The sequence below is a fragment of the Halapricum hydrolyticum genome (genome assembly GCF_025517535.1).
In the GTDB taxonomy this organism is placed as follows: domain Archaea; phylum Halobacteriota; class Halobacteria; order Halobacteriales; family Haloarculaceae; genus Halapricum; species Halapricum hydrolyticum.
In genome coordinates this window covers 64,479-89,294 of sequence record NZ_JAOPKC010000004.1, presented here as the reverse complement: position 1 = coordinate 89,294, position 24,816 = coordinate 64,479, and the positions used below count along the sequence as shown (strand labels likewise).

Genomic DNA, 24,816 nt, shown 5'->3' with positions numbered 1-24,816 from the left:
TGTTTAATCGTCTGCGGGCTGCTGTGTTTCGATGCTCTCGATGCCGGGGATGCCCTGGACTCCCATGTCGGCGAGCGACTGTTTCAGATTCTGTGCGTCCTCGATGTTCTGACTGAGCTCCATCGCCTGCGCGAAGTTCTTCACCAGCCCACAGTTCGGACCCTCCGGCGTCTCGGAGGGGCAGATACGACCCCACTGGGTCGCGTGCAGGTCCCGCGCCTCGAAGTGTGGCTGACTGCGCGACAGCGGCGAGCGCAGCCGACGCAAGTGAGAGAGGACTCCCATGAAGTCCGTCCGGTCAACGAGCTGAGAGACGCCCGAACGGCCACCGACCCAGTTGCCGGTCGCGAGCGGGTGTTCCAGTCGTTCCGTGAGGACGTCCGAGCGGACGACCGTGGAAACGGAGAGCTGGCGGTTGCGCATGTTGGCGCGTTCGAGCTGGTACTTCACGTCGCGCGCCAGCTTGTTCAGCGCCGTCCGGAACAGGTCTCGCATGAGGTCACCGGAGACTTTCAGGCGCTTGTTGGCATAGTGGTCCTTGTCGTCTGACTCCCGGCGATCCAGCGCCAGTTCGAAGCAGGCCTCGGCCATCCGACAGAGGTAGTAGGCCTTGTTGATCCGAACCTCCTCTTCGTCGACACCTTCCTCGTGAAGGTGCGGCAGGAGATAGCGGTCGATGACGTAGTTGGCGCGCTTGAGCTGGTAGTTTTTGCCCTGGCCCGAGGCGACGCGCTTGCCGAGTTTCTCGATGGCTTCCTCGGTCGTCTGGACGTCGGCGGCCTCCAGATTCTCGAGCATGAACTTCACGATCTCGGGGTCGTCGCTGACGCGGTGGACGATCTCCTCGTCGGATTCCAGTCCGAGCGCGCGCACGAGCGTGACGAAATTGACCGAGCCCGAGACAGAGGGGAACGACACTTCAAGCAGTCCGTCGCGAGTACGCTCGGTCAGCACCAGCGCGCGGTAGCCACGGCGCTGGGAGAAGGTCTTTGCGACCTGAACCTCGTCGCCGTATTTGGTGTCGTATTCGGCGAGGATCTTGTTCGGCGCGAGGTCCTCGCTGGTCATCAGCACGCGTTCGGAGCCGTTGACAATGAAGTAGCCGCCGGGATCGGCCGGGTCCTCACCGATGTCGATCAGTTCCTTCTCGGAGAAGCCGGCGATGTTGCACTTCTGCGAGCCGACCATGATCGGCATGCGGCCGATCTTGGTCTCGGTCTGGTCGACGACGCGTTCTTCCTCCTCCTCGCCGCCCTTGACGATCGCCATTTCCATGAAGACCGGCGCGGCGTAGGTGATGTTCCGCAGCCGGGCTTCCTGGGGGTAGAGCAGTTCTTCGGAGCCGTCGGCCTCCCGAACCCGGGGCGTGACGACGCGGACGTCGCCCAGTTCGACCCAGACGGGTTCCTGGCCTTCCTTGTCCCCGATATCGGTTTCGATGGTCGCCTTCTCGTCGACGACCTCCTGCATGCCGCGTTCGAGGAACGCGTTGAACGACCGGAAGTGGTGTTCGGCGAGTCGATCCTTCGAGAAGTATGCCCGTGAAATGGTTCGGCGTTGTTCTGTATCCATGCTTACTCGATGACGAGTCGATAGACGACCGCTCGGTCTGTGGTTCGCGAATCGCGCTCGACCTTGATCACGTCGCCGACCTCGGCCTCGTCTGGCAGCGCGGGGTCGGTGCGTTTGATCTTCGGCAGGTCGGTTTTCTTGATGTCGTACTCTGCGAGTACGTCCTCGAGTTCGTCGCTGTCGAGGACGGTGTGGTCCGGGACGAGTTCGTGTTGGCTTACGTCTACCATGTGTGGTGGGGGTTTGACCGGCTAGAGAAGGCTGTTCGAGATACTACAGCCACATATTGGCGGCACGCATTTAACGCTTGCCAAAACCGCCTGCAACAGCTATCGGCGACCCCGCGAACAGTACCTGTGCGTACGTGGACCACAGACAAAGGTGTTTGGGTATATCTGAGCCGAACGGGCCACCCTGACTACGAATCGGTTCGGACCATGGCGACCCACCCGGAGTGACGTGAGTGAACGCCACACACTGCGCCCTCGTTTGGAAAGCCTTAATACTAGGACCCCGGTACGGATGAGTGCAGCAAGCCCGGATGGTGTAGTGGCCCATCATACGACCCTGTCACGGTCGTGACGCGGGTTCAAATCCCGCTCCGGGCGTACTTTTGCGGCGAGCAAATTCGCGAGCCGCAAATACCTAAGAGCGGATTTGAACCCTGGAAGACGAGCGTCAGCGAGTCTTCGTGCGGTTCAAATTCCGGGAGACGAGGTCTCCCGGCCCTCGCGAACCTACTCGGATCGCTCAGTCCCGCTCCGGGCGCTTTCTGTTGACGCAAACGGCGAGCGGAGCGAGCCACTGCGTCGACGAAACGCCGACGAGGGAGTGGCAACGGATCAGACAACGAGCCGGAAACGTCCGACAGGAAAGGGATTTACTGCTGCAGTCGTTCGACGACGAGTTCGTCCAGGTCCTCGCGGAGTTCGTCGACCGCGATCTCCTCCATGACCGGCACGAAGAAGCCTTCGACGAGCATGTCCGTCGCACGTTTCTCGTCGACCCCGCGGGAAGTCATGTAGAACAGGTCTTCAGCGTCGACCTGTCCGACCGTCGCGGAGTGGCTGGCCTCGGTGTCGTGGTTGTTGATGATCAGCTTCGGGGAGGCGTCGGCCTCGCTGTCGTCGCTCAACATCAGGGTGTTCTCGCGCTGATACGAGGAGGTGTCCCAGGCTTCGCGACCGACGTCCTGAACGCCCTCGTAGACCGAGCGTGCCTCATCGTCCAGTACGCCGCGGGTAACGAGGTCGGCGACAGTGTGCTCGCCCTCGTGCCAGACACGGCTGGCCAGATCGAAGTGCTGGTCCCCGTGGCCGAAGAACGCGCCGACGATCTTCGACTCGCTGGAGTCGCCCAGCAGGCGCGTTTCGACGCTCGTCTTTGTCAGTCGAGAGCCGATGTTGCCCTCGATCCAGTTGACCGTGGCGTAGGTATCGGCATGGCCGCGCTTGACCGAGAAGTTGTACGTCTCCTCGCTGAGGTTCTGCAGCGCGCCGTACTGGACGTGGGCGTTCTCGCGCGCGTCGACTTCAACGATCCCGGAGTAGTAGCGGTTGCCGTCCACGCCGTCGCCAGTAGACTGGCGTTCGAGGATCGTCACCGACGACGACTCCTCCGCGACGACCAGCGTGTAGTTGAACAGCGACTGGCTGTTCATCCGCGTCCGGATCTTCACGTCTTCCGCGTCGACGCCCTCCGGGACGTAGATGACCGTGCCAGCGCTGAAAAGCGCCGTCGAGAGCGCAGTGAGGTAGTCCCGCTGGGGGTCGACGATGCTGCCGAACGTCTCCTCGATCAGGTCGCCGTGCTCGGCCAGTGCCTCGGACCACTCCAGCACGTCGACGCCTTCGGCTTCGACGCGGTCTTTCTCCTGGGCGCGATCGAGCGGATCGACGATCCGTTCGTATTCGAGCGCGTCGAGGTTCGTCCAGTCGCGACCCGGCGTCCGGATGACGCTGGGCATGTCGAGATCGTCGAGCGCCGTCAGAGCGTCCAGACGCGTCTCCAGCAGCCACTCGGGCTCGTCCAGATCTTCGCTGATCGTCCGTACCTGTTCCTCGGTGAGATTTGCGTGTACCTGCGTGCTCATGATATCGACCGGGGATTACCCGAGCGAACCCTCCATCTCCAGTTCGATGAGACGGTTCAGTTCGACCGCGTATTCGATGGGCAGTTCCTCGGTGATCGGCTCGATGAAGCCGGCGACGATCATCTGCTTTGCGTCGTCGTCGTCCAGGCCGCGAGACTGCAGATAGAAGACGTCCTCATCGCCGATCTTGCCGACGGTCGCCTCGTGGGCGACGTCGACTTTGCTCTCCTGGATCTCCATGTACGGCATCGTGTCCGACGTCGACTCGTTATCGAACATCAGCGCGTCACACTCGACGTTCGTCTTGGAGTTCTCGGCGCCGTCGCTGATGTGCACGAGACCGCGGTAGTTGGTGCGGCCGCCGTCCTTGCTAATCGACTTCGACTCGATCGTCGAGTTCGTGTTCGGGGCGTTGTGATAGACCTTCGCGCCGGTGTCGATATTCTGGCCCTCGCCCGCGAACGCGATGGTGATGTGGTTGTCAGTCGCGCCGGGACCCTTGAGGATTGTCGCCGGGTACAGCATCGTCGCCTTCGAACCCATCGAGCCGGACACCCACTCCATGCGGCCGTCGGCCTCGACGATGGCGCGTTTGGTGTTGAGGTTGTAGGTGTTTTTCGACCAGTTCTGGACCGTCGAGTACTGGACATGTGCGCCTTCGCCGACGAACACCTCGACGCCACCGCTGTGGAGGTTGAACTCGGCGTACTGGGGGGCCGAACAGCCCTCGATGTAGTGGACTTCGGCGTTGTCCTCGGCGATGATGAGCGTGTGCTCGAACTGGCCCATCCCCTCGGAGTTCATCCGGAAGTACGCCTGGACGGGCATCTCGACGGTCGTGTCCTCCGGGATGTAGACGAAGCTCCCGCCGGACCAGACCGCACCGTGCAGGGCAGCGAACTTGTTGTCGCTCGGGGGAACGCACTTCGTCATGAAGTGCTCGCGAACGAGCTCGGGGTGCTCCTGGACGGCCTTGTCCATGTCCATGAAGATGACACCCTTCTCCTCCCAGCGTTCCTGCATGTTCTGGTAGACGATCTCGGACTCGTACTGGGCGCCGACGCCCGAGAGGGCGTTCTTCTCGGCTTCGGGAATGCCCAGCTTGTCGAAGGTGTCTTTGATCTCTTCCGGGAGGTCCTCCCAGGACTCGGCGCCGCCGCGAGTCTCGATATCGGGGCGGATGTAGGGGACGATCTTGTCGATGTCCACCTCGGAGAGGTCCGGCTGGCCGGGCCAGTCGGTCGGCATCGGCATCTGTTGGAACTGTTCGAGTGCTCGAAGGCGGCGCTCGAGCATCCACTCGGGTTCGTCTTTGTCCTCCGAGATGACCCGGACGGTCTCCTCGGTGAGGCCCTTCTCGGTCTCGAAGGCGGAGTTTTCCTCCTTCTTGAACTCGAAGCGAGCCTCGGTGTCGGTGTCTTTGAGGTCGTCTGAACTCATGTGTGTTAATTTGTCTCCTTACGGTAGGGTCTTTCTCTAGCTTGTTATGGTTACGCGGCGCTGTAGACTTCCTCGCGGACCCAGTCGTAGCCCTTGTCTTCGAGCTTCTCGGCCAGTTCGGGGCCGCCGCTCATCGCGATCTCGCCGTCGAGCATCACGTGGACGTGGTCGGGCTCGACGTAGTCGAGAATCCGCTGGTAGTGGGTGATCTGGAGGATTCCGGCACCCTGCTCGTCTCGCAGGGCGTTGATCCCCTTCGAGACGTCCTGCAGGCGGTCGATGTCGAGCCCGGAGTCGATCTCGTCCAGCACGGCGATCGACGGCTCCAGGATCGCGGCCTGCAGGACCTCGTTCTGTTTCTTCTCCCCGCCGGAGAAGCCAGCGTTGAGGTACCGATTGGCGAACTTCTCGTCCATGTCCAGCTGTTCCATCTTCTCCTGGAGGAGCTGCTGGAACTCGGCAACGCCGATCTCGCCCTCGTCGGCTGGTCCTTCCATCGGCGAGGTCTCGTAGCCGACGTCCTCGTCCTCGTCTTCGACGTCTTCCTCGTCCTCGAACAGCTCCTCGCGCTCTTCGAGCTTGGCGTTGAGTGCCGTCCGAAGGAAGTTCACCATCGTGACACCCTCAATCTCGGCGGGATACTGGAAGCCGAGGAAGACGCCGAGCGCGGCGCGCTCGTTAGGTTCCAGATCGAGCAGGTTCCAGGTGCGCATGTCCTCGGGGATCTCGAAGTCTTCGCCGAACTCGTCTTCGTCCAGGTGGATCAACACCTCACCCTCGGTCACCTCGTAGGCGGGATGGCCGGCGATGATCTTCGCCGTGGTGGACTTCCCGCTCCCGTTGGGTCCCATCAGCGCGTGAATCTCCCCCGACTCGACTTCGAGATCGACCCCTTCCAGGATCGTCTCGCCGCCGTCTTCTGCGACTTCTGCGTGCAGATTCGAAATCTCGAGTACTGCCATGGTCTAGGTCAACCGAAAATGGGGCCGTCGACCCCATAACCCTTTCGCATTCCTGAACAATCTGTTTCCCCTTACCCAAAATTTTGTTTGTGATGATCGAAGTTCCGTGTTACGGTTTCTGTGCTATTTCGGCCTCAGAGGATCTAAAACGTCACTTTTCCACGAAACCAGAGGAACACTTATATCGGCCGAAAGCTACTGATCGTTGATGGAGGATTCAGTGAGGCTGAAAGACGTCGAGACGGCGATCGATCCACAGGACTTGCCGCTGACGAGAGTACAGGCCGAGCGCGCGTTCGCGGACGTGACGCTCGAACTGGCCGACGGGACCGTCTCGTTCGGTGAAACGATCGGCCGCTCACACGCGGAGACGTTCGATACGGTCGAGGAACTGGTCACCGAGTTGTACACCCATCTCCCGCGGCGCGCGGTCGGCGAACCCTTCCAGTCGGAGGGCGACGCTTGAGCACGTAGCTGCTCACATGAACTGCCCGAGCCCGGTCTGTTCCTGCCCGCTCTTGACCTCGTCCCAGGAGATCCCGAGCGGCTCGATCACGCGGGAGATCGGTCCCTTGAGCGTCTTTTCGAGCATCTTCTCCCAGTCGATCTCGAACTCCTCGGGGATCTGCTCTCCGTACTCGAAACAGATCACGTCCGGGTCGCGCTTGAACGCTCCGTAGAGCGGATCCTCGGCCGGATCGAGTCCCGTCTCCGCTTCGACGCGCTCGAAGAAGTCCGGGTGGACCTTCTTCAGGTACAGCCGTTTGGGTTTGCTCCCGCGCTGGAAGTTCGTCCCCAACAGGAGGTTGGCGTACTTCGCGCCGCGGACCTGGGCGGTGTCGGTGTCGTAGTTGTCCAGGCGCTTGCCGATCCCGCCCGGGATGGCGACCTTCTCGTAGTTCATGTTCCCCACCAGGAAGTCTTCGATGACCTCGTGAAGATAGTCACTCACCCCGTCGATGTCGCCTTCCTTGACGATCATCTCCAGCACCTCCAGCTGGACCTCCTTGGTGATCTCCGCGATGTCCGAGCGCTGGTACTCGAAGCCGGTGATGTCGACGTCGTCGACCTCCTTGCCTTCCTTCCAGACGATGTGACCGGCGTAACGTTTCTTCTTGCCGGCCTGAAAGAACCGCCGGTAGAGCTTCTCGAACTCGATCTTGAAGCGGTGGTCCTCTGCGTTCAACTGCTCGCGAGCGAACTCGTCGTAGGAAGCGTTGATCGCCTCCTCGATGTCGAAGCTCTGGGTGATCGCGTCCTCGACCGAGATGTCCTGTCCAAGGCTTATCATGACGGAGTCGGTGTTGTGGAGGACGATGCCCCCGACTCCGTCGACGAAATTGTCGTTGTTCGCAACGCTGAGGTCGTATACGTATTCGTCGTAGTCCTGCTCGCGGAGGACTGGATCACGGCCGGAGCGATAAAACTGGCACGTACGGATCGTATAGCTGTCTTTCTCCTCGCGGTACTTGAACGAGTGTTTTTTGCCTCGCTGTGTCAGCAACATCGAGAGCCCGGCTGCGAGCTCCCGACTCGTCGTTTCGTAATCGAAGTTCTCGGTCGCGTACTCCTCGGAAGATCGCAGGAACTCCCTGGACCCATCGCCTTCGACGAGAATATCGAGGAACAGTTGCTGTTCGTCGTCGGGCAGATGATGCACAAACGATGGGATCCGCTTCCCACGAGAGGTCTGTCCGGCAAACTCACGGAAGAACACCGCCGCGAGTTCGTTCATCATCTGGAGTTTCTTCGTCCGGTCGTTGTACGTCGTCTGTGTCCCGTTGTTCGCATCGTATGCCGCGGTGCGCTCGTCCCGGGAATCGCTATCGATGATACTCGCAGACGTGTTGTCGAACAGCCGATGGTAGTCGGACTGTAATTGTTCGAGCCACTCGTGGCGGGATTCCGCGATGCTAGCCCCGAACCGGCTGTCCGTCGTTTCGGTCGTCGAAGCACTCCCCTCAGCAATATATGCTGCAAGCAACCGAATCAGCGATCGACCGTCTGCACTGTCGACATCGATATATCGCTGGACGGTGACCGTTTTATCCTGATCTCGCTGATGTTCGTGACCGAACCAGACACAGTCGTCGTCTGCGTGTACGCGATTTGTCTTGGTCGTTGCTTCGTCCTTCCCGACACTCCGGCCGTCCTCGTACGTTCGTGTGTAGCCATCGAGCACCTCGTACGTGTCGATTGTCCCGACAGTATCGACCGATGGAAGGCCAGGGATCCGAAGCGGTTCTTCGACATCGCTCGGCGCGGCTTCGACGTATTCGTCGCCGTCTTCGACGACATACGAGTGATCGTGTGTCGTCGTCGACTCTCCGAACTTGTGCTGCAAGGTGACGACTGTTTCGCCTGTCTCATGGCGGATCGCCTGCTCGATCGATTGCCATTCCGGATCACCGGTGTCGCTCAGCGACAGCGCTTCCCAGCCGTCGAGTTGGCGACGGTCCTTTCCAGGTTCAGCAGTAGCGACATCACCGCCGTCGGCCGTGATTCGAACGTCTGCGTCAGCGAGACGTTCACCACGCTCGAAGAGGTCCTCGATCGGTAGAATCCGCACCCGTCCGTCCGGGTCGCGAACAACTACAGGGCGGTCGCCCGTCACACTGTCCCCGTAGGCGACCTCGTAGTCGAGGTTTTCTACAGCATTCTCAGTATGCTCGATGACGGACCGACCAGTAGCTGTCACGGCAGCGGCGTTGTCCTTGTCGTACAGGCGAAACCGATCCCACCCCGAAACGCCGTACAGCGACTGCCCGACCCACTGGAATTTACCGTTTCGACCTGCGAGGACGGTATGATTATCCTCGACAGTGACGCTGTACACACCGTTTTCTGCCTCGCTACGCGTGCCGCTTCGGTGCATCCGGAGCGTGTTCTTCGAATCCTCGGTCACGTAGATCCGGTACGTGCCGCTGTCCTCGTTGTAACTCGCAGTGAGACCGAGATGGGCACACAGTCGGAGCACGTCGTCCCGCAATTGCTCACTCGCCGTGCTGTATCGCCAGGAATTGACCTGCCAATCACCGTCGCCAGCGATGAGCGTCTCGAGAAAGCGCCGCTTCTGGTCGCGACTCGCCTCGAACACGAACTCCGGGATCCGCTTGCTGAAGCTATCTTCGCCGGCGATCTCTTCCAGCAGATCGCCGAGGAGCCGCGACGTGAACTGATAGCCATTTTCGTCGACGTGGTAGTCGAAGCCCATCCGGTCGAGCAGTTCCCCGATCGCCGCGTGGTCGTCTCGTGCACCGCCAGTACGGCCGCTGTCTCCTCCGTCGGTGATCGCCTGTGCGTCCTGTGCAATCGAGACCGTCGTCGCGGAACCGCGGAATTTCTCGCCGAACTGTTTGTCCTCAAACGTGTAGACCGATCCTTCGGTGATATACCAGGCCAGCAATTCGAGGAAGTCGTCACCGTCGTACCGGCGCGGAATCCACTTGCGATTGGCCTCTGTGTGGACGTAAAACGTCGAACACGCGCCCTCGAGGTATGCACGGTTCTCTTCGAACTCGTCATCGTCGAAGACGTATCCGGTCGTTCCCTCGTCGGCCTTCTGCACCTTGTCTGGATAGTAGCCGATTTCGGCAGCCAGCGTGTGCCCGTGCACGTCGTTGTCCGCCCAGACCTCGTACTCGCCGTCATAGAACTCTGTGAGGTCGACTTCGTCGATCCGCTCGCCCGCCGGTCCCGTCCAGTCGTGAGGTAACTGATAGTTCGTCGCCCGATCGAGTTCCCCGGCTTCGACAAAGCGATAGTCGTCTTCGTCCCAGGTGATCCCGTTCGCTTCCGCCTTCCGTACGAGCATCCGGTGGTTCGGCGTAACGCTGAAATCTATCTTGTCGGTCACGATGTCGACCAGTTCGCCGTCATAGTCGGGGTATTCCCACGTCTCGGTGACCGGCTTGACCTCCATCTCCAGCGTATCCGGGTCGATCGAGTACACGTCATCGCCCACGTCAAGCTCACGGACGTTCCGAACGCCGTCCGGGGTTACCACCTCTGTGTCCGGCGTGAAGCAGTTCATAACGACCTTTACACTTCCCTGTTGTCGATCGTACTGTTCGTACTCTGGAGTGCCCGGATCGTGCTGATTCCGAAGTTCCTTCTTTTCTTCCCGCTCTGATAGGAGCTCCGTGACCATCTCGCGGACGATCCCGTCAGGCTCCTTGCGGAAGTGCTGGCCGTTGGGCGCGACGAAGGTATCCCCGTCGTAGAGCTCGGGATCGACTTTCGTCTCCGGCGATGCGTTGATCGTCACCATACACATCGGATAGAGGCTCTTCAGGTCCAGCACCGAGACCATCTCCTTGACACCAGTGATCGGATCGAAGACCGCACCGCCCTCGAACTCCTCACCGGATTCGACCGTACCCTTCGAGGGCAGCGCAAAGCGGCCGTGGGCCTTGTGGAGGACGTACATGTCGACGGCGTCGCCGGGCGTGGGTGCGTCTTCGAGCCGGCAGCCGACGAAGGAAGCGATCTCCTCGAAGAAGGCGATGATCTCCTGTTTGCGGTCCAGTTCCACGCAGAGTTCGACGTCCCGGAGGTTGTACTCCAGCAGGCGTTCGGGGTCTTCCTCCCAGAGGTCGCCGATGTCGCCGGTGTAGGTCTCCTTGCCGGCGCCGAGTTCCTCCTCGCCGACCGCCTCGAGCCGGTAGGATTCCAGTTCCGTGAACTGCGTCCGCTTGTACGCCCGCAGGAGGTCGAAGACCACCCGACCCTTGATGTCCGGACCCTGCCAGTCGCTCTGCCAGACCTCGTTCACTCGCGAGAGACGGTTGTAGTCCAGATCGTGGTCGGTCGTCGGATCGAGGATCTCCAGTCGGTCGATGAGATACGGCGCGTCGAAGTCGGCGAAGTTCCAGCCAGTCAAGATGTCCGGGTCGGTGTCCACAATGTAAGAGACGAACGCCTCCAGCATGGCCGGCTCCTCCTCGAAGACCCGGATGTCGGCGTCGAGGTCGTCGTCTTCCAGCGGCGCGTACTCGTCGAGCAGGTCCGGAACTTCGGCTCCTTCGCCGGCGTCGTACAGCCAGAGAACGTACTCGTCGCGATAGGAGTCGTGGCTCGCAATACAGATGATCGGCTCCTCACCCACCTCGGGGAACCCCGAGCGATCGTCGACCTCGATGTCGAACGTCGAGACGCGCGGCTCGGCGTCGAGGTCGACGGCCTCGATCTCGTCGTGTGGGACGCGGATCCGGTGCCCGTCTGCGTTCTCGTCGGTGCGGCGATCTGGCACGCGGACCCCGCTCGTGATGTCCTTGTCGATCAACAGCCGATCGGGGAAGAGGATGTCCGCCTCGTAGTGGTCGAACTCGTCACGGATCTGCCCGACGTCCCGCGGCGTCTGTCCGAAGATCTTCGTCAGATTCTCGCCCCGGATCGACTCGTAGCCGGTCTCCCAGCCAGTGATCCGGTCGCGAGACCGCAAGTCGTCGAAGTCCAGATTCGCAGTCGGCGCGTAAAAGTACGGTCTGAACTCGTAGACCTCGACGTGGATCAGTTCCCGATCGCCCGGCGTGCGACCGAACACGTGGACGACAGGGAACTCCCCGTCACCGGAGCCCTCGACCGTGTAATCGACCTGCGTCACCGAGAGTTCGACGGTGCCCCCGGCGTCAGGATACCGGAACTCTTCGGCGTCGACGACGTCAGCGGCGATGCTCTCCGCGCCAGCGACTGCCGCCGCTTCGTCCTCGGGCCGGCCCGTCCCGCTTTCTCCGAACGCCGACAGACCCGTCTGCTCGCCCTCACTCATGTTGTCCCCACTTTGGCAGGGCGCCTAAAAACACCGACGGTCGGGCTGGCAATCTCTGACGGATGGACAAGACTTTTGGTATGGGGTGTCATACCAGATTCTGAAGTCATGTCGAACCGCGTCAACGCAGCAGGTGAGTCGGATCGTGCGGCAACTCCCGAGACGATGACCGGCGCGGAGACAATCGAGGCCTACGAGGACAGCGGAAACGTAGTCTTCTACGACGCGGAGAACCCCATCGCATGGATCGAATCGGATTCGGCGGTCGCGCTAGAGGACGCCACCTGATACTGGTGGCTGTACGTCGGTGAAGGCATTCACGCCGTCATATCGAATCACTTCGAAACGGTATAGCCGCCAGTATGGGAGCAACGAGCGTAGTCTGTGGATCACAATTCTTGCCGAAACGAGCGAGCCCGTTTTTCGACACCGTACGGGGTCAGTACGATCCAGCGGCCCCGATCTACAAACGAAAGCGCGGTTGACGGTGTCACGGAGAGCGGCACATCCGGCCACTAGCAATCGTCTGAATATAGCGGGCCACATCGATCAACTCGATGAGCGAAGCAGACCACATCGAACGGTTCGCGGTTTCGGCCGCGAGTGAGAGCGAAACGAAAACTGTCGTCGAGGCGCGCGAATTCGAGTTCGTCGTCGACGAGCCCGCCGAACTCGGGGGAACGAACGACGGGCCGAATCCCGTCGAGTATCTCATTGGGGCGTGGGCAGGCTGTCTCAACGTCGTCGTGCACACCGTCGGCGAAGAGTACGAGATCGATGTCGGTGACGTCGAGATCGAAATCGAGGGCGATCTCGACCCCAGAAAGTTCCTCGGTGTTACCGACGACGGGAGAGCCGGATACCGGGAGTTGCGGGTCGACGTCGAAATCGAGTCCGACGCGGATCAAGCGGCCCTGGATGCGTTCGCTGCGGCCGTCGAAGAGCGCTGTCCCGTCGGTGACAACATCGCGAACCCGACGCCGACCGAGGTCACGGTCGACACTTCCACGTGAAATTAGCTGAATGCAGGCGCTAAGCCCCCGTCCTCAAGGAGCGACCAACGGGAGCGAGTAGGGCGGGGATACAGCGTCCCCAGAAATCTTCGATTTCTGGTGGGCGAACGAATCGCGGCGCGATTCGTCCACGCCGTCTTCGTCTTTTTGCACCTTCCTGTTGCTGGCCCACAGGCCCACCGTTCCGATACACTTACACACATAACGCGCATAGTACACACCGTGGAACGGAAGAACATCACAATCCGTGAAGATCAAGCCGAGTGGGTCGAGGAGAACCACTTGAACCTCTCCTCATTCGTTCAAGAGAAACTGGATGAACTTATCGAACAACGTGAGTGATCACTGATGCACCACGCCTACAGGTTCCGGCTCAAGCCAACCGCCAAACAGCGTGAGCTGTTGGATTACCATAGAGATACCTGTAGGCAACTCTACAACCACGCTCTCAGGGAGTTTAATAAGATTCCAGAGTCCGATGGAACGCTCAATCAACGGGTGCGACAAGTCCGCGATCAACTCACCGACCTCAAAGACTGGTGGGACGAGTTGAACGACCTGTACTCAACGGTTGCACAGGCCGCAGTCATGCGGATCGAGGACAGTATCAAAGCCCTCTCTGAACTGAAAGAGAAGGGCTACAACGTCGGCAGTCTCAACTGGAAGGCACCCAGAGACTTCCGCAGTTTCACCTACGTCCAGTCTGGCTTCGAGTTCGACAAGAAGAACGGCCAGACTGTGCTCTCACTCTCGAAACTCGCGGATATCCCCATTGAGTGCCACCGAGACATCCCAGATGGTGAAACTATCAAAGAAGTCACGCTCAAGAAAGAACCGACTGGTGAGTGGTACGCCTCTTTCGCCGTCGACGACAAGGAGGAACCGTCCAAACCGTCGCTGGCGGAGATTGACGCCGATGAGATGGTCGGCATCGACGTGGGCATTCTGAAGTATGCCCACGATACAGACGGCACAGCAGTTGGTTCACTCGACCTCGCGGACGAACGCGACAGGCTTGAACGAGAGCAACGGAAGCTCTCGCGCAAAGAGCATGGGTCGAACAACTGGGAGAAGCAACGTCGGCGTGTTGCAGAATGCCACCAGCAAATCAAGCGCAAGCGGCGTGACTTCCTCCACAAACTCTCGAACTACTACGCTCGGGAGTACAACCTGGTGGCGGTCGAAGACCTCGACGTGAAAGGGATACTGGAATCGCCGGGCAACAGCCGCAACACCGCGTCTGCGGCGTGGGACACCTTCACCGATCTACTCGAATACAAGTGTAAGCGCGAAGGCACGCACTTCGTGGCGGTTGACCCAGAAGACACGACCAAGGAATGTGCGTCATGTGGCGTCAAAACAGACAAGCCGCTGTGGGTGCGTGAGCACTCCTGTCCGGCCTGTCGGTTCGAGGCGGACAGAGACGCAAACGCGGCGTGGAACGTTCTTTCTCGCGGACTCACCGACATAGGAGTGGCTCACTCCGAATTAACGCCTGTGGAGACTGCGCTCCCTACGGGAACTGCGGTCGTTCCTGCAAAGCGCGTCGTGGAAGCAGGAAGCCCCTGCCTCAAGGAGTCGCCAACGGCGGCGAGTAGGCAGGGGTAGTTCACGCCCGCTGATCCACCACGGAACGTTTTTCGGCCCCCTTCACGAACCACGAGGTATGCTCGACGGGTCCGACGAGAAGTCACCACACGAACCCGACGAGTTCGACCCGGACTCGCTCGGGCCCGGCGGGTTCGACACGGATTCACTCGGGCCCGAGGTGCCCAGTGCACCTGATCCACCAGAGAGCGACGCGGTCGATCCGGAGGTCCGCGGACTGTTCTGGTGGCTCGCCGCTCTCGCGAACGTCGCACTCATGGCTGCCAGTCTCGGGATCATGTTCATCGTCTTCCAAAAGCAGTGGGCGCTCGGGGCGCAGCTCACCCTGGCCGGCCTGATCCTCGGCGGGTACGTCTACTACCGCGTCAGGCAGTTTCAGTCCGATTGATCTAGTCCTCCTCGGCGATCCACCGGAACGCGTCGATGATCGCCCGTTTCCCCACAGCTTTTTCCCGTTCGGGTATCCTCGGGCCGTCGGCCCTGCGGGTACCACTCACGACAAAAACTTGGGAAAAAGACCGCTCGCTTCGCTCGCGGATGCTACTCCTCTGCAATCCGCCAGAACGCATCGATTATCGCCCGTTTCGCCACCGCGCCCTGCGTCGTCCAGTGGTGTGCATAATCGAGCATGTCGTCGTACACGTCGGGTTTACAGCCCGCCGCGCGCGGGTGGCCGCCGCCGTTGACCTGTTCGGCGACCTCGTGACACCGCTCGAACGACTCCGTCCCGCGCAGGCTCGCGCTCCCTGCGGGCTTGACGATTACGGCGGCGTCAGCCCCCCGCTCTCGCAGGGCCTCTGCGACCTCGTTTTGCGAACAGCGACCGTAGGTCACGCCGACGGTCCAGGGACCGATTTCCCGTAGCTGGGCGCGCTCGATCGCCTTCTCGATGAGTGCCTCTTTCTCGACGCGTTTCTCCTCCAGGAAATCCTCGACATCGGGCGGCAGGTCGGCACCGTGTTCGACGACGACGTCGAGGTACGCCTCGGGTTCGCTCCAGTGTGAGAAGTCCGCCAGATCGTCGCTTCTGGGATCCTCACGGATCCAGAGGTCGTGATCGCGCGTGACCTCGACCAGTTCGACTAGCGACTGCTCGAATTCGTGATCGAGTTCGCGTAACGCGACGTCAGCCGAGCACTCCTCGTCAGACTCGCCGACGACCAGTTCGACGCCGGCGGCCCTGACGATCTCCGCGAGGTCTTCGTCCCACTGGTGGTGGTCGAACCAGCGGATCTCGCCTGCCTGTTCGGCCAGCGTCTCGAGTGGCTCGACGTCGGCGGGCTGGTCCGGACAGAGGTCACAGACAAACACTTCGGCCCCGGCATCGAGATACTCCGCCGTCCATGCGAGTCGTCGCCGGAGTTCGTGTGGGCTTGCGGGCACGAGCGCAGCGCTGCCGCGGGCCGCACGGACGAGCGCGACACAGGCCAGCCCGTCGGCATCAGGATCAGCGATGACGACTCGTTCGGTTCCTTCGAGCGCGTCCTCGACCTCCTGTTCTTGTTCGGTCCGCGTGAGATCGTCCGGCCGGAAGAATCCCTCTCCGGGGAGGACCGATTTGCGCTCCAGCGAGAGCGACTCGTCGTCGATGAGTTCGGCGTCCATACTCAGGACCCCATCCCGCCGGGAACCGGGACGTCTCGCTCCTCATCCGGATCGAGTTGCCGCGCTGTCAACACCGGGACGGGCGAACGGCGGACGACTGCCTCGGCGACGCTACCGAGCAGAAACGCGTGCTCGCCGTGACGGCCGCGCGTGCCCGTCACGATGAGACCGGCGTTCACGTCTTCGGCGTAGGCACAGATCTCCTTCGCTGGATCGCCCTCCCGGACGGCCGTCGTCACGTCGCCGGTCCGGGACGCGATCTCGGAAAGGGCCTCCTCCCCTCGTTCCTCGAGCGCAGCGTGGAGTTCACCACGGACGCGTTCCGGCGACGTTTCGACTTCCGTCTCGTCGATGACGTACAGCGCGTGGATCGTCGCGTCGAACCGCTCGGCGAAGTCGAACGCGAGCGTGACAGCTCGGGAAGCACTCTCCGACCCGTCAGTCGCGAGCACGACTGTCTCGAACATACGTCTACGTACTGGCGGTCACAGTATAAATGGGATGGAGACGCTCGCAAGCGACTTCGTACCTCGGTGGCTTTTTGCCATCACCCGACGGATACGCTACCAATGGCCGTCGAAATCGATACCGTACTCGTGCCCGTCGACGGGACCGACGAGGCGGAACGCGCCGTCGAATACGCCGTCGCTGTCGCCCGGCGCTACGAGGCGAGCATCCACATCCTGCACATCATCGACGACTCCGTCGCGCGCGCCATCCAGCGAGACGAGATCGACGCCGACGCCGTGGCTAACGAACACCGAGCATTCATGGCTGCAGTCCACGAGATGACGAAAAGCCCCGAGGGAAAGATCGAAGCGACCCAGTCGACCGTCGCCGGCTTCTCCGCGGAGCGTCTCAGCCAGCACCCCGTGAACGTCGTTCTGGACGCGGCAGAGGAGATCGACGCCGACCTGATCGTCGTTCCGCGCGAGAGCATCAGTGACGCCCCGGGTGCGATGCTCGGAAAAGTCGCCCAGTACGTCCTCTCGTATGCGAGTCAGCCCGTGCTCTCGGTCTAACGCAACCGGATCGACATCTCGATCTCGAAGCTCTCGGCCCCGCAGACCTCGAAACCGACCTTCTTGTACAGTTCGATCGCCGGCTCGTTCCACCGCTCGACGGTCAGCCAGACCGTCTCGATGTCGTGCTCCTGTACGTGCCCCAAGAGCGTCTTGAGGAGTTCGGTTCCGATCCCCGCCCCCTGGTACGTGTGGAGGACGAAGATCGCCAGTTCGTAGGCGTCAGCGTTGTCCGGCACGAGCATCGAGTGTCCGACGGCCTCCTCGCCGTCCCAGGCGATGACGTTCAGACAGTCCTCGGCCAGCACTGTATCGAGCCAGTTGTCGATGGCGTACTCTTTGACCGGCGGGATCCCCTGGGCACGGTCGGACGGGTCGAACGCCGTGTACATCTCGACGAGCGCATCTCGATCGTCGGGTTCGGTGGCCCGGATCTGGATCTCCCGACCCTCTTTGTCGGTGATCGTCCGCGAGGGCCGCGGGAACGTACCGGCCGGTTCGTCGGGGTAGGTTCGATTGACAGTCATCGAACGAGAGTCACCGGAGTTTCGGAATTGAGGACGACGAACTCGGCGACGCTCCCGAGTCGGATCTTGCCGAGCGTACTCCGCTTCCCGCCGGAGATCACCAGTCGGTCGAAGTTCTCGCTGTCGACCATCTCGACGAGCATCCCGCCGACGTGGCCGTCGATGTGGCGAATCTCGACGTCGACCTCGTACGCGTCGAGTTCCGATTCGACCTGCTGTTCGATCTCTTCCGGTGTCGCGTCGACCGCTGTGTCGTCGTATATCGCGATCGTCACGTCGTCGCCGGCGACCGCCGCCCGCTCGAGCGTCTGGTGGAAGGCGTCCCAGGATCCTTCGCTGCCGTCGTGGCCCAGCAGCACGTTCATACGGCCACCCACGAGGGCCGGGAGGTTAAGCACCGGGGATCGTCGGAGCCACGATACGGACGGCGACACGCTTTTTCGCGGGGGCGACCACACTGTCGTCTATGACAGACACGCCTGCCGGGGACGAAGACGACGTCCCGGACGACGCCGACTCGACGGCCGGGATAGACGCGTCGCCAGTCGAAACAGACGCGTCGTCGGCTGGAGACGACGTTCCCGAAGACGTCCAGAAGTACGATCGGTTCAAGAAGATCGACGGGTCGACCTACGAGCGCGCGAACGATTTCCTGCGCGATCGGACCTACATCACGGCCCGCGAGTGGGCGATCGCCCGACTCTGTGCCGACTTCCGGACCGAGACCGGCGTCGAGATGACGAAAATCGGAGAGAACTTGCCCGAGCTGGTTCCCTTTATGACGGACACCTACTCGCCGCAGGCGGTCAATCAGGCCCGCGCTTCGTTCGAGGAGAAGGTCCGCAAGGCCGGCGCGACCTTCCTCTACGGGGCGATGTGTGACTTCTTCACTGCCGAGGAGCTGGACGACGTCATGTACGAGGCGACCGAGGTCGCGAAGTTCCTGCTGGAGGTCGAGGGCGTCGACCTGGCCGTCGAAGACGAACTCGAGGCCGAAGACCGGATCTCGAGTGTCATGCGTGACGTCCGCGAGCACTCGACGGCGTTGCGCCACGACGAGGTGACGTGTCCGGAATGTGGGCACGAGTTCGAGGCAGGAGAGTAGGCCAGTGAGGCCCTCGTGGCCGAACACCTAGTCTCCTGCCGACAGGAGCGGGAGACTAGGCCAGCGAGGACGAGCGAAGTGAGTCCTCGGTTCGAGCAAGCGGGGAAACGAACGTGACCCGCGAGCCAGTGAGGCCCTCGTGGCCGAACACCTAGTCTCCTGCCGACAGGAGCGGGAGAGTGAGACGTCGTCCACTGCCGAGTGGAGCGGGAAAACGTGAGACGGTCGTCGCCGCCGCTCAGACGAGTCCATCGTCGTGACTGACATCCGGCACGGAAGCGGCGAGCGAGCCGCTCCCGCGGACGGCAGCGATCGCAACTTCGATCGGGTCGATCCGGGTCCGGGAGTCGTTGTGTGCGACGATCAGCACCATCCGTCCCTGCTCGGCCCAGTCGGCGTCGCGCTGGCGTCGTAACACCTCGGCGAGATAGCCGGCGACGCCGACGACGTGGGCGGTCAGTAACATCGACTCCCGGTCGGATTCGTCTCCCAGTTCGACGTTCTCGAACCGATCGCGATCGAGCTCCGCTTCGAGCAGGCGATCCAGCCGCTCCAGAGAGTCGACGGAGAAGTCCAGATCGTAGTCGGGCCAGCGCTCGGCGAGGTCTTCGGCCCCGTTCCGCAGGCGCTCGGCGGCGTCCTCGATCTCGGCGTCAGACGCGACGGTCTCGATGTCCGCCCGGTCGAGATCGACGGGTGTGTCGCCGTCGCCGGCCCGGCCCGAGAGGTTGAGCCGGTCGGCCAGAGCGTCGTGCATACCCGTGAACGTCGATTCGCCGGTCAGACAGTCCTCGGCGACCTGAAAGACCGACACCGTCGCTCCGGCGGCCTCGCTGTCGGGTCCGGAGGGGACGCTGACCGTCCAGCCGGTGCTGGTCTCTCGCTGCCAGGTGCTGTCGTGCTGGCGGACCAGCACCTCGCCGAAATAGCTGCCGAGCTGGGTTGCCGTCTCGGTGTACACCTTCGCGTCGTAGCTGTCGTCCCCGAATTCGACGTCCTCGAAGCGGTCGGCGTCCCACTGCTCCGCGACGAGGTCGTCCAGGCGGGCGAGCGACGAGAGCGAGAAATCCAGCTCGTACTCGCCCCAGAACTCCACCAGTTCGGTCGCCGCGTCGACGAACTCGACGCGGGGGTCGTCTTCCGGGATCGTCCCGGTACCCTGAATGTCGTCCTCGCCCGCGTCGGTGTCGTCCATTTCGGCTTCGGTAATCAACTCGGCAGCGTCGTCCGCCATGTCCGGCCCATCCTCGACCGGCTCGGTCGTCAGATGATCGAACCCGGATTCCCTGTCACTCGCATCCTCGGCGGCCGCATCACTCGTGCCACTGGCAGCCATCTCAGCCGACCCGGAGCCTGAGCTATCCGGAGACGAGTCGGGTTCCGTCAGATCGGCCCCGCTCGTCTCCGGGGACTGGGATCCAGCCGCGGTCGACTCGGCCACGTCTGTCTCGGCACCGGAAGACGCCTCGGTGTCGGGTTCAGCGTCGCTAGCGGTGCCAGCGGGTGTGTCCGACGCCTGCGGCGTGTCGTCGGCTGTCGACGATTCCGATTCGGACGTCTCGCGCGCTCCGAGTACCGACTTGATCGCGTCGAGCAGCCCCATACTGCATGGGTCACGGGCGGGAGAGAAAGGGATTTCGCTGGTCAAACGTCTCTTTGAGCTTCCGGTGCTTTTTGGCAGATCTCGCACGTGGCTACGCGTATGTCCCGCCCCGAACCCGCTATCGAACGGCTCGGCCACCTCCCTGCCCTCGCTTTCGGCCGGGTCGTCGCTGTGGTCGAAGCCGCCGCGTTCTGGGGGTCGATCCTCCTGCCCCTGGGGTATCTCGTCGCGCTCGCGCTCGACGGCCCGGTGATCGTGATCGGCGCGTTGATCGGCGCGAACGTTGCGTGTCTGCTCGTCGGACACCGTCATCAGCCGCGGATCGACGCCGGCGTGCTCGCGTTGGTCACGTCTGAGACTGCAAGGGAGGGAGACCGTTGATGTCACAGGCAACGGCAAACAAACGACAGCGCGTCGAAACCCACCTCCGTCAGCGCATCGGTGAGGAGCCGATCTACGTCAAAAGCAAGTTCCTCGCGGAAGAGCTCGATCTCTCGGCGAAAGAGATCGGTAGCGTCCTCGGTCGCCTCGCGGAGTCCTCCTCGGGACTGGTCGTCGAGAGGTGGTCGTACACGAACGCGACGACCTGGCGGATAGAGCAGAAACGGTAACCACGAGCGCATCCGAAACGTCGATACGGCCTGTCGGCGAGTGTCAGGTATGGACGACACCGACGCCCGCGACGTTCGCGAGACCTACGAGGAGATTGCGGATCACTTCTCGAAGACGCGAGCGTATCCCTGGCCGGAGGTCGAGACGTTCGTCGAGGAGGAGGACCCGGTCGCCGTCGGACTCGATCTGGGATGTGGCAACGGTCGACACGTAGCCGTCCTCGCCGAGCGGGCGGACCGCGTCGTCGCACTCGACGCCAGCCGGAACCTGCTAGGGGCCGCCCGGGATCGCATCGACGATCCGGGAATGCGGCTCGTCCAGGGCGACGCCGCGCGGCTGCCGTTGCGCGCCGACAGCGTCGGGCTGGCAGTGTACGTCGCGACGCTGCATCACCTCCCGAGTCGCGAGCACCGGCGAGAGAGCCTGGACGAGTTGGCGCGGGTGCTCGGGGCGGACGGACGAGGGCTGGTCAGCGTCTGGAGCACGGCGCACGATCGGTTCGACGCTGACCCGGACGCCGAGACCGGTTTCGACACGACGATCGACTGGACGCTCCCGGACGGGAGCGTCGTCCCGCGGTTCTATCACATCTACGCGCCGGCGGAGTTCGAGGCCGATCTGGAGGCGAGCCAGTTGCAGGTCGAGAGCGTCCGCGTCTCCAGCGGGAACTGCTACGCCGAGGTCCAGAGTCAAGCGTAGGGCGACCGGGCGAGTCCGAAAGGAAACACCCTTAGTGACCCATCCGCTACTGGCGAATGCGAACGTCAGCGCCCGACTCGGAGGGCGCGAGGAACGCAGTGACAAGCGCGCCGGTGTTGAGACGGACAGAGTCCGTCGATGCACGGCGCGAGCGGATGAAAGGAGCGAGCGCCGGTGGTCTAGTGGTAGGACCTGAGCCTTCCAAGCTCATGGCCCGGGTTCAAATCCCGGCCGGCGCACTTCTGAACTCGAACGAACGTGAGAGTTCTGTGTGCGGAACCGAGATTTGAATCCTGCCAGTCGCACGCAACGAAGTGAGCACGTCTGGCTCCGGTTCAAATCCCGGCCGGCGTCCTCACGAAGGAAGTGAGTGAAGGCTCGGAAGACGAACTGCGTGAGTCTTCCGGCGCATATCTGCGGCGAGCCCGACAATGCCCGTCGTCTTGACGAAAGATCTACGCTTCATGTTACCACCACACATTACTTTCTATCCCTTACGCAAATAGATAAGGAAACCGATATTTTACGGAGTTACCTGCGCGTTACTGACGTGCAAGTATTCACGTCCGGCTCCGTCACTCCCGGTCGGCTGCGATCCCGAGGGACTTATCCGGCCGCGCTCGGACGCTGCGAGCATGCAAGTCGTCATCCTCGCGGCGGGACAGGGCACCCGCATGCGACCGCTAACAGAGTCGCGTCCGAAGCCGATGCTGCCGGTTGCAGACCGGCCGCTGGTCGCACACACGGTCGACGCGGCCGTCGACGCCGGCGCGAGCGAGCTCGTGATTGTCGTCGGGTACGAGGCCGAGGCAGTCCGGTCATACTTCGGCGAGCAATATCGCGGCGTTCCGGTCACGTTCGCGGTCCAGCAGTCACAACAGGGGACTGCCGACGCCGTTCGGGCCGCCAGCGAATACCTCGACGGGCCGTTCGCAGTGCTGAACGGCGACAATCTCTACGACCCGGAGAGCATCGAGACGCTACTCTCGTCCGGGCCGGCACTGGCCACCGTCCGCGTCGCCGACCCGTCGAACTACGGCGTGATCTCCGTCGAGGACGGACGGGTCACCGGGATCGTCGAAAAGCCGGACGACCCGCCGACCGACCGGGCCAACACCGGCGCGTACGTCTTTCCCGCGAAGGCCCGCGAGTGGCTCGACGTCCCCGAGAGCGAGCGCGGCGAATACGAGATTACCGACGTCGTCGCCCGCGTGATCGAGGCGTTCGACGTCACGCCCGTCGAACTCGATCGCTGGCTCGACGTCGGCCGGCCCTGGGAACTGCTCGAAGCCAACGAGTGGAAGCTCGCCGGTCTCGAGCGACGACTCGACGGCGACGTGAGCGACGAGGGCGACCTCCGGGGCTCCGTCGTCGTCGAGGACGGCGCGACCGTCGAGTCGGGCGTCGTGATCGAGGGACCGGCACTGATCCGTTCCGGCGCGGAGGTGGGGCCAAACGCCTACATTCGGGGTGCGACGCTCCTCGGTGAGGGGACGCACGTGGGCCAGAGCGTCGAGATAAAGAACAGCGTGATCATGGCCGAGACCAGCGTCCCGCACCTCTCCTACGTCGGGGATAGCGTCCTCGGTCGGCAGGTGAACTTCGGCGCGGGGACGAAGGTCGCGAACCTCCGTCACGACGGCGAAGACGTCCGAGTGACGGTCAAAGGCGAGCGCGTCTCGACGGGGCGCCGGAAGTTCGGTGTCGTCGTCGGCGACGGCGTGAAGACGGCTATCAACACGAGCCTGAACGCTGGCGTGGTCCTCTCGGAGGGGGCGCGGACGACACCCGGCGAATCCGTGACACGCGATCGATAGAAGCACGGAGGAGGGAGCGTTTGCGTGGAGAGAGAACGTTTTCCGTGAGAACATTCCACAGGCGTTGGGTAGTGTTTCGCGACGTTTTTAATCGCTGGGTGGGCTATATAGGATATGGAACTCTCGGTAGTCGTCCCGACGCTCAACGGCCGGGACCGCCTCGCGGGCACGCTCGATGCCCTCGCGAGTTCGGTTCCAGCGGCCGAGGTCGTCGTCGTCAACGGCCCGTCGGCCGACGGGACGACCGGGATGGTCCGCGAGCGCGACGACGTCGACGTGCTCGTCGAGATACCGGATCGGTCGGTCGCGACGGCACGCAACGCCGGGATCGGTCACGCGAGCGGCAGCGTCGTCGCGCTCGTGGATCACGGGCTCGCCGTCGACGAGGCATGGGCTGAGGCGGTCCGGACAGGGCTAGCGGACGCCGACGTCGTCACTGGCCCGACCCGCCGTCCGCGACGCGCCGGTGCTGCGACGGAGACTGTCGAAATCCGGACTGTCGCAGGCCGGGAAGTCACCTATTTCAACAGCGGGAACGTGGCGTTCGATCGGGCCGTCCTCGACGCGTTCGACGGGTACGACGAGTACCTCGAGGTCGGCGGCTCTCGCGATCTGGCACACCGGCTTGCCGACAGCGAGTTCAGCGTCGAGTGGGCCCAGTCGATGGCCGTCGAGCGGACCTACGGGGCCGACGGCGGCGAGCCACAGCGTGACTGGGGCTGGAAGTACCGATCGCTCGCCTACCGACTGACGAAAAACTACGGGACCCACCCGACGGTGTTCCGGCGACTGTTCGGACACGCCGGCAAGGACGCCGTCGACGCACTCGGTGACGTAGTCCGCCGCAAGAGCGGGCCATCGAAGTGGCTCGCGACTGGCCGCGACGTGCTTTCGGGGGCAGCTGTGGGACTCAAAGACGGGCTGTCCGCGCGGGCGCGCGACCGGTCGATCGCACGCAATCCACACGGCGCGAGCAAGCAAGCAGAGCGCGCAGTCTCGGTATACGACTGGCGTTGATCACTCGAGTTCGTCGTCGATCCAGCTCCGGGCGGCCATCGCTGTCGGGAACCCGAGCGTCGGGATCGACAGCGTCGCGACGTGCTGCAGCGCCTCGGGATCGACGTCTTCCTCCAGTCCACGCCTGACGTGCGAGTGGACGGCCCCTTCCGACCCCGCACCGACTGCCAGCGCGAGTTTGACGAGCCGCTTCGTCTCCCCGTCGATCGGGCCGGCCTCCGCACAGGCGCGCCCGAGGTCGCTGTAGCGCTCCCAGACCTCGGGGTGTTCGCTCGCGAGTTCGTTCGGGACGTCCGGCAGGTCGTCGAGGGACGCAGGTTCGTCTACCATGTCACGTCGTTCGTACCCGACC

The 24,816-nt window shown here is 62.6% G+C and carries 25 protein-coding genes and 2 tRNA genes; 14 read left to right on the top strand and 13 right to left on the bottom strand.

Annotation, left to right across the window (positions count from 1 at the left end; translation table 11 throughout):
• Positions 1 to 3 precede the first annotated feature (3 nt).
• Positions 4 to 1,572 carry a DNA-directed RNA polymerase subunit B'' gene (locus OB916_RS06165; protein WP_315908412.1) on the bottom strand — a complete coding sequence of 523 codons (1,569 nt, stop codon included), beginning with the start codon at positions 1,570 to 1,572 and terminating at the stop codon, positions 4 to 6.
• A 2-nt stretch (positions 1,573 to 1,574) separates the two neighbouring features.
• The gene (locus OB916_RS06160) at positions 1,575 to 1,802 is read right to left on the bottom strand and encodes a DNA-directed RNA polymerase subunit H (RefSeq protein WP_229111019.1); all 228 of its coding nucleotides are present in this window, start codon (positions 1,800 to 1,802) and stop codon (positions 1,575 to 1,577) included.
• A 305-nt stretch (positions 1,803 to 2,107) separates the two neighbouring features.
• Between OB916_RS06160 and OB916_RS06155 the strand changes: the two genes are divergently transcribed.
• Positions 2,108 to 2,180: transfer RNA gene (locus OB916_RS06155), tRNA-Asp, on the top strand.
• A 272-nt stretch (positions 2,181 to 2,452) separates the two neighbouring features.
• Here OB916_RS06155 and sufD read toward each other — a convergent pair.
• The 3 genes from sufD to sufC are packed head-to-tail and all read right to left on the bottom strand — an operon-like array spanning position 2,453 to position 6,066.
• Complete coding sequence (gene sufD / locus OB916_RS06150) at positions 2,453 to 3,664, bottom strand: Fe-S cluster assembly protein SufD (protein ID WP_315908411.1); 1,212 nt, start codon at positions 3,662 to 3,664, stop codon at positions 2,453 to 2,455.
• A 15-nt stretch (positions 3,665 to 3,679) separates the two neighbouring features.
• A complete protein-coding gene (sufB, locus tag OB916_RS06145; RefSeq protein ID WP_315908410.1) occupies positions 3,680 to 5,104 on the bottom strand; it encodes a Fe-S cluster assembly protein SufB in 1,425 nt (474 codons plus the stop codon).
• 50 nt (positions 5,105 to 5,154) lie between these two features.
• A complete protein-coding gene (gene sufC, locus OB916_RS06140; protein WP_315908409.1) occupies positions 5,155 to 6,066 on the bottom strand; it encodes a Fe-S cluster assembly ATPase SufC in 912 nt (303 codons plus the stop codon).
• Positions 6,067 to 6,274: 208 nt separating this feature from the next.
• Between sufC and OB916_RS06135 the strand changes: the two genes are divergently transcribed.
• The gene (locus tag OB916_RS06135; protein ID WP_315908408.1) at positions 6,275 to 6,532 is read left to right on the top strand and encodes a DUF5789 family protein; all 258 of its coding nucleotides are present in this window, start codon (positions 6,275 to 6,277) and stop codon (positions 6,530 to 6,532) included.
• A gap of 12 nt (positions 6,533 to 6,544) precedes the next feature.
• Here the strand turns inward: OB916_RS06135 and OB916_RS06130 are convergent, their stop codons facing one another.
• Positions 6,545 to 11,836 carry a DNA polymerase domain-containing protein gene (locus OB916_RS06130; protein WP_315908407.1) on the bottom strand — a complete coding sequence of 1,764 codons (5,292 nt, stop codon included), beginning with the start codon at positions 11,834 to 11,836 and terminating at the stop codon, positions 6,545 to 6,547.
• A gap of 108 nt (positions 11,837 to 11,944) precedes the next feature.
• On the opposite strand from OB916_RS06130, the gene OB916_RS06125 reads away from it, so the two are divergent.
• On the top strand, positions 11,945 to 12,124 hold the full coding sequence (locus tag OB916_RS06125) for a DUF7331 family protein (protein WP_315908406.1): 180 nt from the start codon (positions 11,945 to 11,947) through the stop codon (positions 12,122 to 12,124).
• 269 nt (positions 12,125 to 12,393) lie between these two features.
• On the top strand, positions 12,394 to 12,849 hold the full coding sequence (locus OB916_RS06120) for an OsmC family protein (RefSeq protein WP_315908405.1): 456 nt from the start codon (positions 12,394 to 12,396) through the stop codon (positions 12,847 to 12,849).
• A gap of 33 nt (positions 12,850 to 12,882) precedes the next feature.
• Here the strand turns inward: OB916_RS06120 and OB916_RS06115 are convergent, their stop codons facing one another.
• Complete coding sequence (locus OB916_RS06115) at positions 12,883 to 13,131, bottom strand: hypothetical protein (RefSeq protein ID WP_315908498.1); 249 nt, start codon at positions 13,129 to 13,131, stop codon at positions 12,883 to 12,885.
• Positions 13,132 to 13,197: 66 nt separating this feature from the next.
• On the opposite strand from OB916_RS06115, the gene OB916_RS06110 reads away from it, so the two are divergent.
• Complete coding sequence (locus OB916_RS06110; protein ID WP_315908404.1) at positions 13,198 to 14,457, top strand: RNA-guided endonuclease InsQ/TnpB family protein; 1,260 nt, start codon at positions 13,198 to 13,200, stop codon at positions 14,455 to 14,457.
• A 58-nt stretch (positions 14,458 to 14,515) separates the two neighbouring features.
• Positions 14,516 to 14,845, top strand: coding sequence for a DUF7322 domain-containing protein (locus OB916_RS06105; RefSeq protein WP_315908403.1), 330 nt, complete (start codon positions 14,516 to 14,518; stop codon positions 14,843 to 14,845).
• A gap of 152 nt (positions 14,846 to 14,997) precedes the next feature.
• Here OB916_RS06105 and OB916_RS06100 read toward each other — a convergent pair whose 3' ends face one another.
• Together OB916_RS06100 and OB916_RS06095 are read right to left on the bottom strand one after the other, a co-directional pair.
• Positions 14,998 to 16,062, bottom strand: coding sequence for a DHH family phosphoesterase (locus OB916_RS06100; RefSeq protein ID WP_315908402.1), 1,065 nt, complete (start codon positions 16,060 to 16,062; stop codon positions 14,998 to 15,000).
• Between the two features lie 2 nt (positions 16,063 to 16,064).
• Positions 16,065 to 16,529, bottom strand: coding sequence for a universal stress protein (locus tag OB916_RS06095; RefSeq protein WP_315908401.1), 465 nt, complete (start codon positions 16,527 to 16,529; stop codon positions 16,065 to 16,067).
• 102 nt (positions 16,530 to 16,631) lie between these two features.
• On the opposite strand from OB916_RS06095, the gene OB916_RS06090 reads away from it, so the two are divergent.
• Positions 16,632 to 17,084 (top strand): universal stress protein, encoded by a 453-nt coding sequence (locus OB916_RS06090; RefSeq protein ID WP_315908400.1) that lies wholly within the window; start codon positions 16,632 to 16,634, stop codon positions 17,082 to 17,084.
• Here OB916_RS06090 and OB916_RS06085 read toward each other — a convergent pair.
• The gene (locus OB916_RS06085) at positions 17,081 to 17,611 is read right to left on the bottom strand and encodes a GNAT family N-acetyltransferase (RefSeq protein WP_315908399.1); all 531 of its coding nucleotides are present in this window, start codon (positions 17,609 to 17,611) and stop codon (positions 17,081 to 17,083) included. The two genes, OB916_RS06090 and OB916_RS06085, sit on opposite strands and share 4 nt — an antisense overlap.
• Complete coding sequence (locus OB916_RS06080; RefSeq protein WP_315908398.1) at positions 17,608 to 17,976, bottom strand: universal stress protein; 369 nt, start codon at positions 17,974 to 17,976, stop codon at positions 17,608 to 17,610. The genes OB916_RS06085 and OB916_RS06080 overlap by 4 nt, the downstream gene beginning before the upstream one ends.
• Before the next feature lie 101 nt (positions 17,977 to 18,077).
• On the opposite strand from OB916_RS06080, the gene OB916_RS06075 reads away from it, so the two are divergent.
• The gene (locus OB916_RS06075) at positions 18,078 to 18,716 is read left to right on the top strand and encodes a DUF5806 family protein (protein WP_315908397.1); all 639 of its coding nucleotides are present in this window, start codon (positions 18,078 to 18,080) and stop codon (positions 18,714 to 18,716) included.
• Between the two features lie 238 nt (positions 18,717 to 18,954).
• On the opposite strand, the gene OB916_RS06070 is transcribed toward OB916_RS06075, so the two are convergent.
• Positions 18,955 to 20,319: a hypothetical protein gene (locus OB916_RS06070; RefSeq protein ID WP_315908396.1), complete on the bottom strand. Its 1,365-nt coding sequence runs from the start codon at positions 20,317 to 20,319 to the stop codon at positions 18,955 to 18,957.
• A 99-nt stretch (positions 20,320 to 20,418) separates the two neighbouring features.
• On the opposite strand from OB916_RS06070, the gene OB916_RS06065 reads away from it, so the two are divergent.
• From OB916_RS06065 to OB916_RS06040, 6 genes are all read left to right on the top strand, one after another.
• A complete protein-coding gene (locus OB916_RS06065) occupies positions 20,419 to 20,700 on the top strand; it encodes a hypothetical protein (RefSeq protein ID WP_315908395.1) in 282 nt (93 codons plus the stop codon).
• On the top strand, positions 20,700 to 20,930 hold the full coding sequence (locus OB916_RS06060) for a DUF7123 family protein (RefSeq protein WP_315908394.1): 231 nt from the start codon (positions 20,700 to 20,702) through the stop codon (positions 20,928 to 20,930). The genes OB916_RS06065 and OB916_RS06060 overlap by 1 nt, the downstream gene beginning before the upstream one ends.
• 49 nt (positions 20,931 to 20,979) lie before the next feature.
• A complete protein-coding gene (locus tag OB916_RS06055; RefSeq protein WP_315908393.1) occupies positions 20,980 to 21,630 on the top strand; it encodes a class I SAM-dependent methyltransferase in 651 nt (216 codons plus the stop codon).
• Positions 21,631 to 21,798: 168 nt separating this feature from the next.
• Positions 21,799 to 21,869: transfer RNA gene (locus tag OB916_RS06050), tRNA-Gly, on the top strand.
• 396 nt (positions 21,870 to 22,265) lie between these two features.
• Positions 22,266 to 23,447 (top strand): bifunctional sugar-1-phosphate nucleotidylyltransferase/acetyltransferase, encoded by a 1,182-nt coding sequence (glmU, locus tag OB916_RS06045; protein ID WP_315908392.1) that lies wholly within the window; start codon positions 22,266 to 22,268, stop codon positions 23,445 to 23,447.
• A 114-nt stretch (positions 23,448 to 23,561) separates the two neighbouring features.
• The gene (locus OB916_RS06040; RefSeq protein WP_315908391.1) at positions 23,562 to 24,464 is read left to right on the top strand and encodes a glycosyltransferase family 2 protein; all 903 of its coding nucleotides are present in this window, start codon (positions 23,562 to 23,564) and stop codon (positions 24,462 to 24,464) included.
• Here the strand turns inward: OB916_RS06040 and OB916_RS06035 are convergent, their stop codons facing one another.
• Positions 24,465 to 24,794 (bottom strand): carboxymuconolactone decarboxylase family protein, encoded by a 330-nt coding sequence (locus tag OB916_RS06035; RefSeq protein WP_315908390.1) that lies wholly within the window; start codon positions 24,792 to 24,794, stop codon positions 24,465 to 24,467.
• Positions 24,795 to 24,816: the final 22 nt, after the last annotated feature.

Excerpts from the sequence above, each read along its gene's own strand:
- OB916_RS06130 (WP_315908407.1), bottom strand. The coding sequence starts at position 11,836 with ATGAGTGAGGGCGAGCAGACGGGTCTGTCGGCGTTCGGAGAAAGCGGG.
- OB916_RS06120 (WP_315908405.1), top strand. The coding sequence starts at position 12,394 with ATGAGCGAAGCAGACCACATCGAACGGTTCGCGGTTTCGGCCGCGAGT.
- OB916_RS06070 (WP_315908396.1), bottom strand. The coding sequence starts at position 20,319 with ATGGGGCTGCTCGACGCGATCAAGTCGGTACTCGGAGCGCGCGAGACG.
- OB916_RS06165 (WP_315908412.1), bottom strand. The coding sequence starts at position 1,572 with ATGGATACAGAACAACGCCGAACCATTTCACGGGCATACTTCTCGAAG.
- glmU (WP_315908392.1), top strand. The coding sequence starts at position 22,266 with ATGCAAGTCGTCATCCTCGCGGCGGGACAGGGCACCCGCATGCGACCG.
- OB916_RS06125 (WP_315908406.1), top strand. The coding sequence starts at position 11,945 with ATGTCGAACCGCGTCAACGCAGCAGGTGAGTCGGATCGTGCGGCAACT.
- OB916_RS06055 (WP_315908393.1), top strand. The coding sequence starts at position 20,980 with ATGGACGACACCGACGCCCGCGACGTTCGCGAGACCTACGAGGAGATT.
- OB916_RS06110 (WP_315908404.1), top strand. The coding sequence starts at position 13,198 with ATGCACCACGCCTACAGGTTCCGGCTCAAGCCAACCGCCAAACAGCGT.
- OB916_RS06105 (WP_315908403.1), top strand. The coding sequence starts at position 14,516 with ATGCTCGACGGGTCCGACGAGAAGTCACCACACGAACCCGACGAGTTC.
- OB916_RS06135 (WP_315908408.1), top strand. The coding sequence starts at position 6,275 with ATGGAGGATTCAGTGAGGCTGAAAGACGTCGAGACGGCGATCGATCCA.
- sufB (WP_315908410.1), bottom strand. The coding sequence starts at position 5,104 with ATGAGTTCAGACGACCTCAAAGACACCGACACCGAGGCTCGCTTCGAG.
- OB916_RS06085 (WP_315908399.1), bottom strand. The coding sequence starts at position 17,611 with ATGACTGTCAATCGAACCTACCCCGACGAACCGGCCGGTACGTTCCCG.
- sufD (WP_315908411.1), bottom strand. The coding sequence starts at position 3,664 with ATGAGCACGCAGGTACACGCAAATCTCACCGAGGAACAGGTACGGACG.
- OB916_RS06100 (WP_315908402.1), bottom strand. The coding sequence starts at position 16,062 with ATGGACGCCGAACTCATCGACGACGAGTCGCTCTCGCTGGAGCGCAAA.
- sufC (WP_315908409.1), bottom strand. The coding sequence starts at position 6,066 with ATGGCAGTACTCGAGATTTCGAATCTGCACGCAGAAGTCGCAGAAGAC.
- OB916_RS06035 (WP_315908390.1), bottom strand. The coding sequence starts at position 24,794 with ATGGTAGACGAACCTGCGTCCCTCGACGACCTGCCGGACGTCCCGAAC.
- OB916_RS06095 (WP_315908401.1), bottom strand. The coding sequence starts at position 16,529 with ATGTTCGAGACAGTCGTGCTCGCGACTGACGGGTCGGAGAGTGCTTCC.
- OB916_RS06160 (WP_229111019.1), bottom strand. The coding sequence starts at position 1,802 with ATGGTAGACGTAAGCCAACACGAACTCGTCCCGGACCACACCGTCCTC.
- OB916_RS06080 (WP_315908398.1), bottom strand. The coding sequence starts at position 17,976 with ATGAACGTGCTGCTGGGCCACGACGGCAGCGAAGGATCCTGGGACGCC.
- OB916_RS06065 (WP_315908395.1), top strand. The coding sequence starts at position 20,419 with ATGTCCCGCCCCGAACCCGCTATCGAACGGCTCGGCCACCTCCCTGCC.
- OB916_RS06040 (WP_315908391.1), top strand. The coding sequence starts at position 23,562 with ATGGAACTCTCGGTAGTCGTCCCGACGCTCAACGGCCGGGACCGCCTC.
- OB916_RS06090 (WP_315908400.1), top strand. The coding sequence starts at position 16,632 with ATGGCCGTCGAAATCGATACCGTACTCGTGCCCGTCGACGGGACCGAC.
- OB916_RS06075 (WP_315908397.1), top strand. The coding sequence starts at position 18,078 with ATGACAGACACGCCTGCCGGGGACGAAGACGACGTCCCGGACGACGCC.
- OB916_RS06060 (WP_315908394.1), top strand. The coding sequence starts at position 20,700 with ATGTCACAGGCAACGGCAAACAAACGACAGCGCGTCGAAACCCACCTC.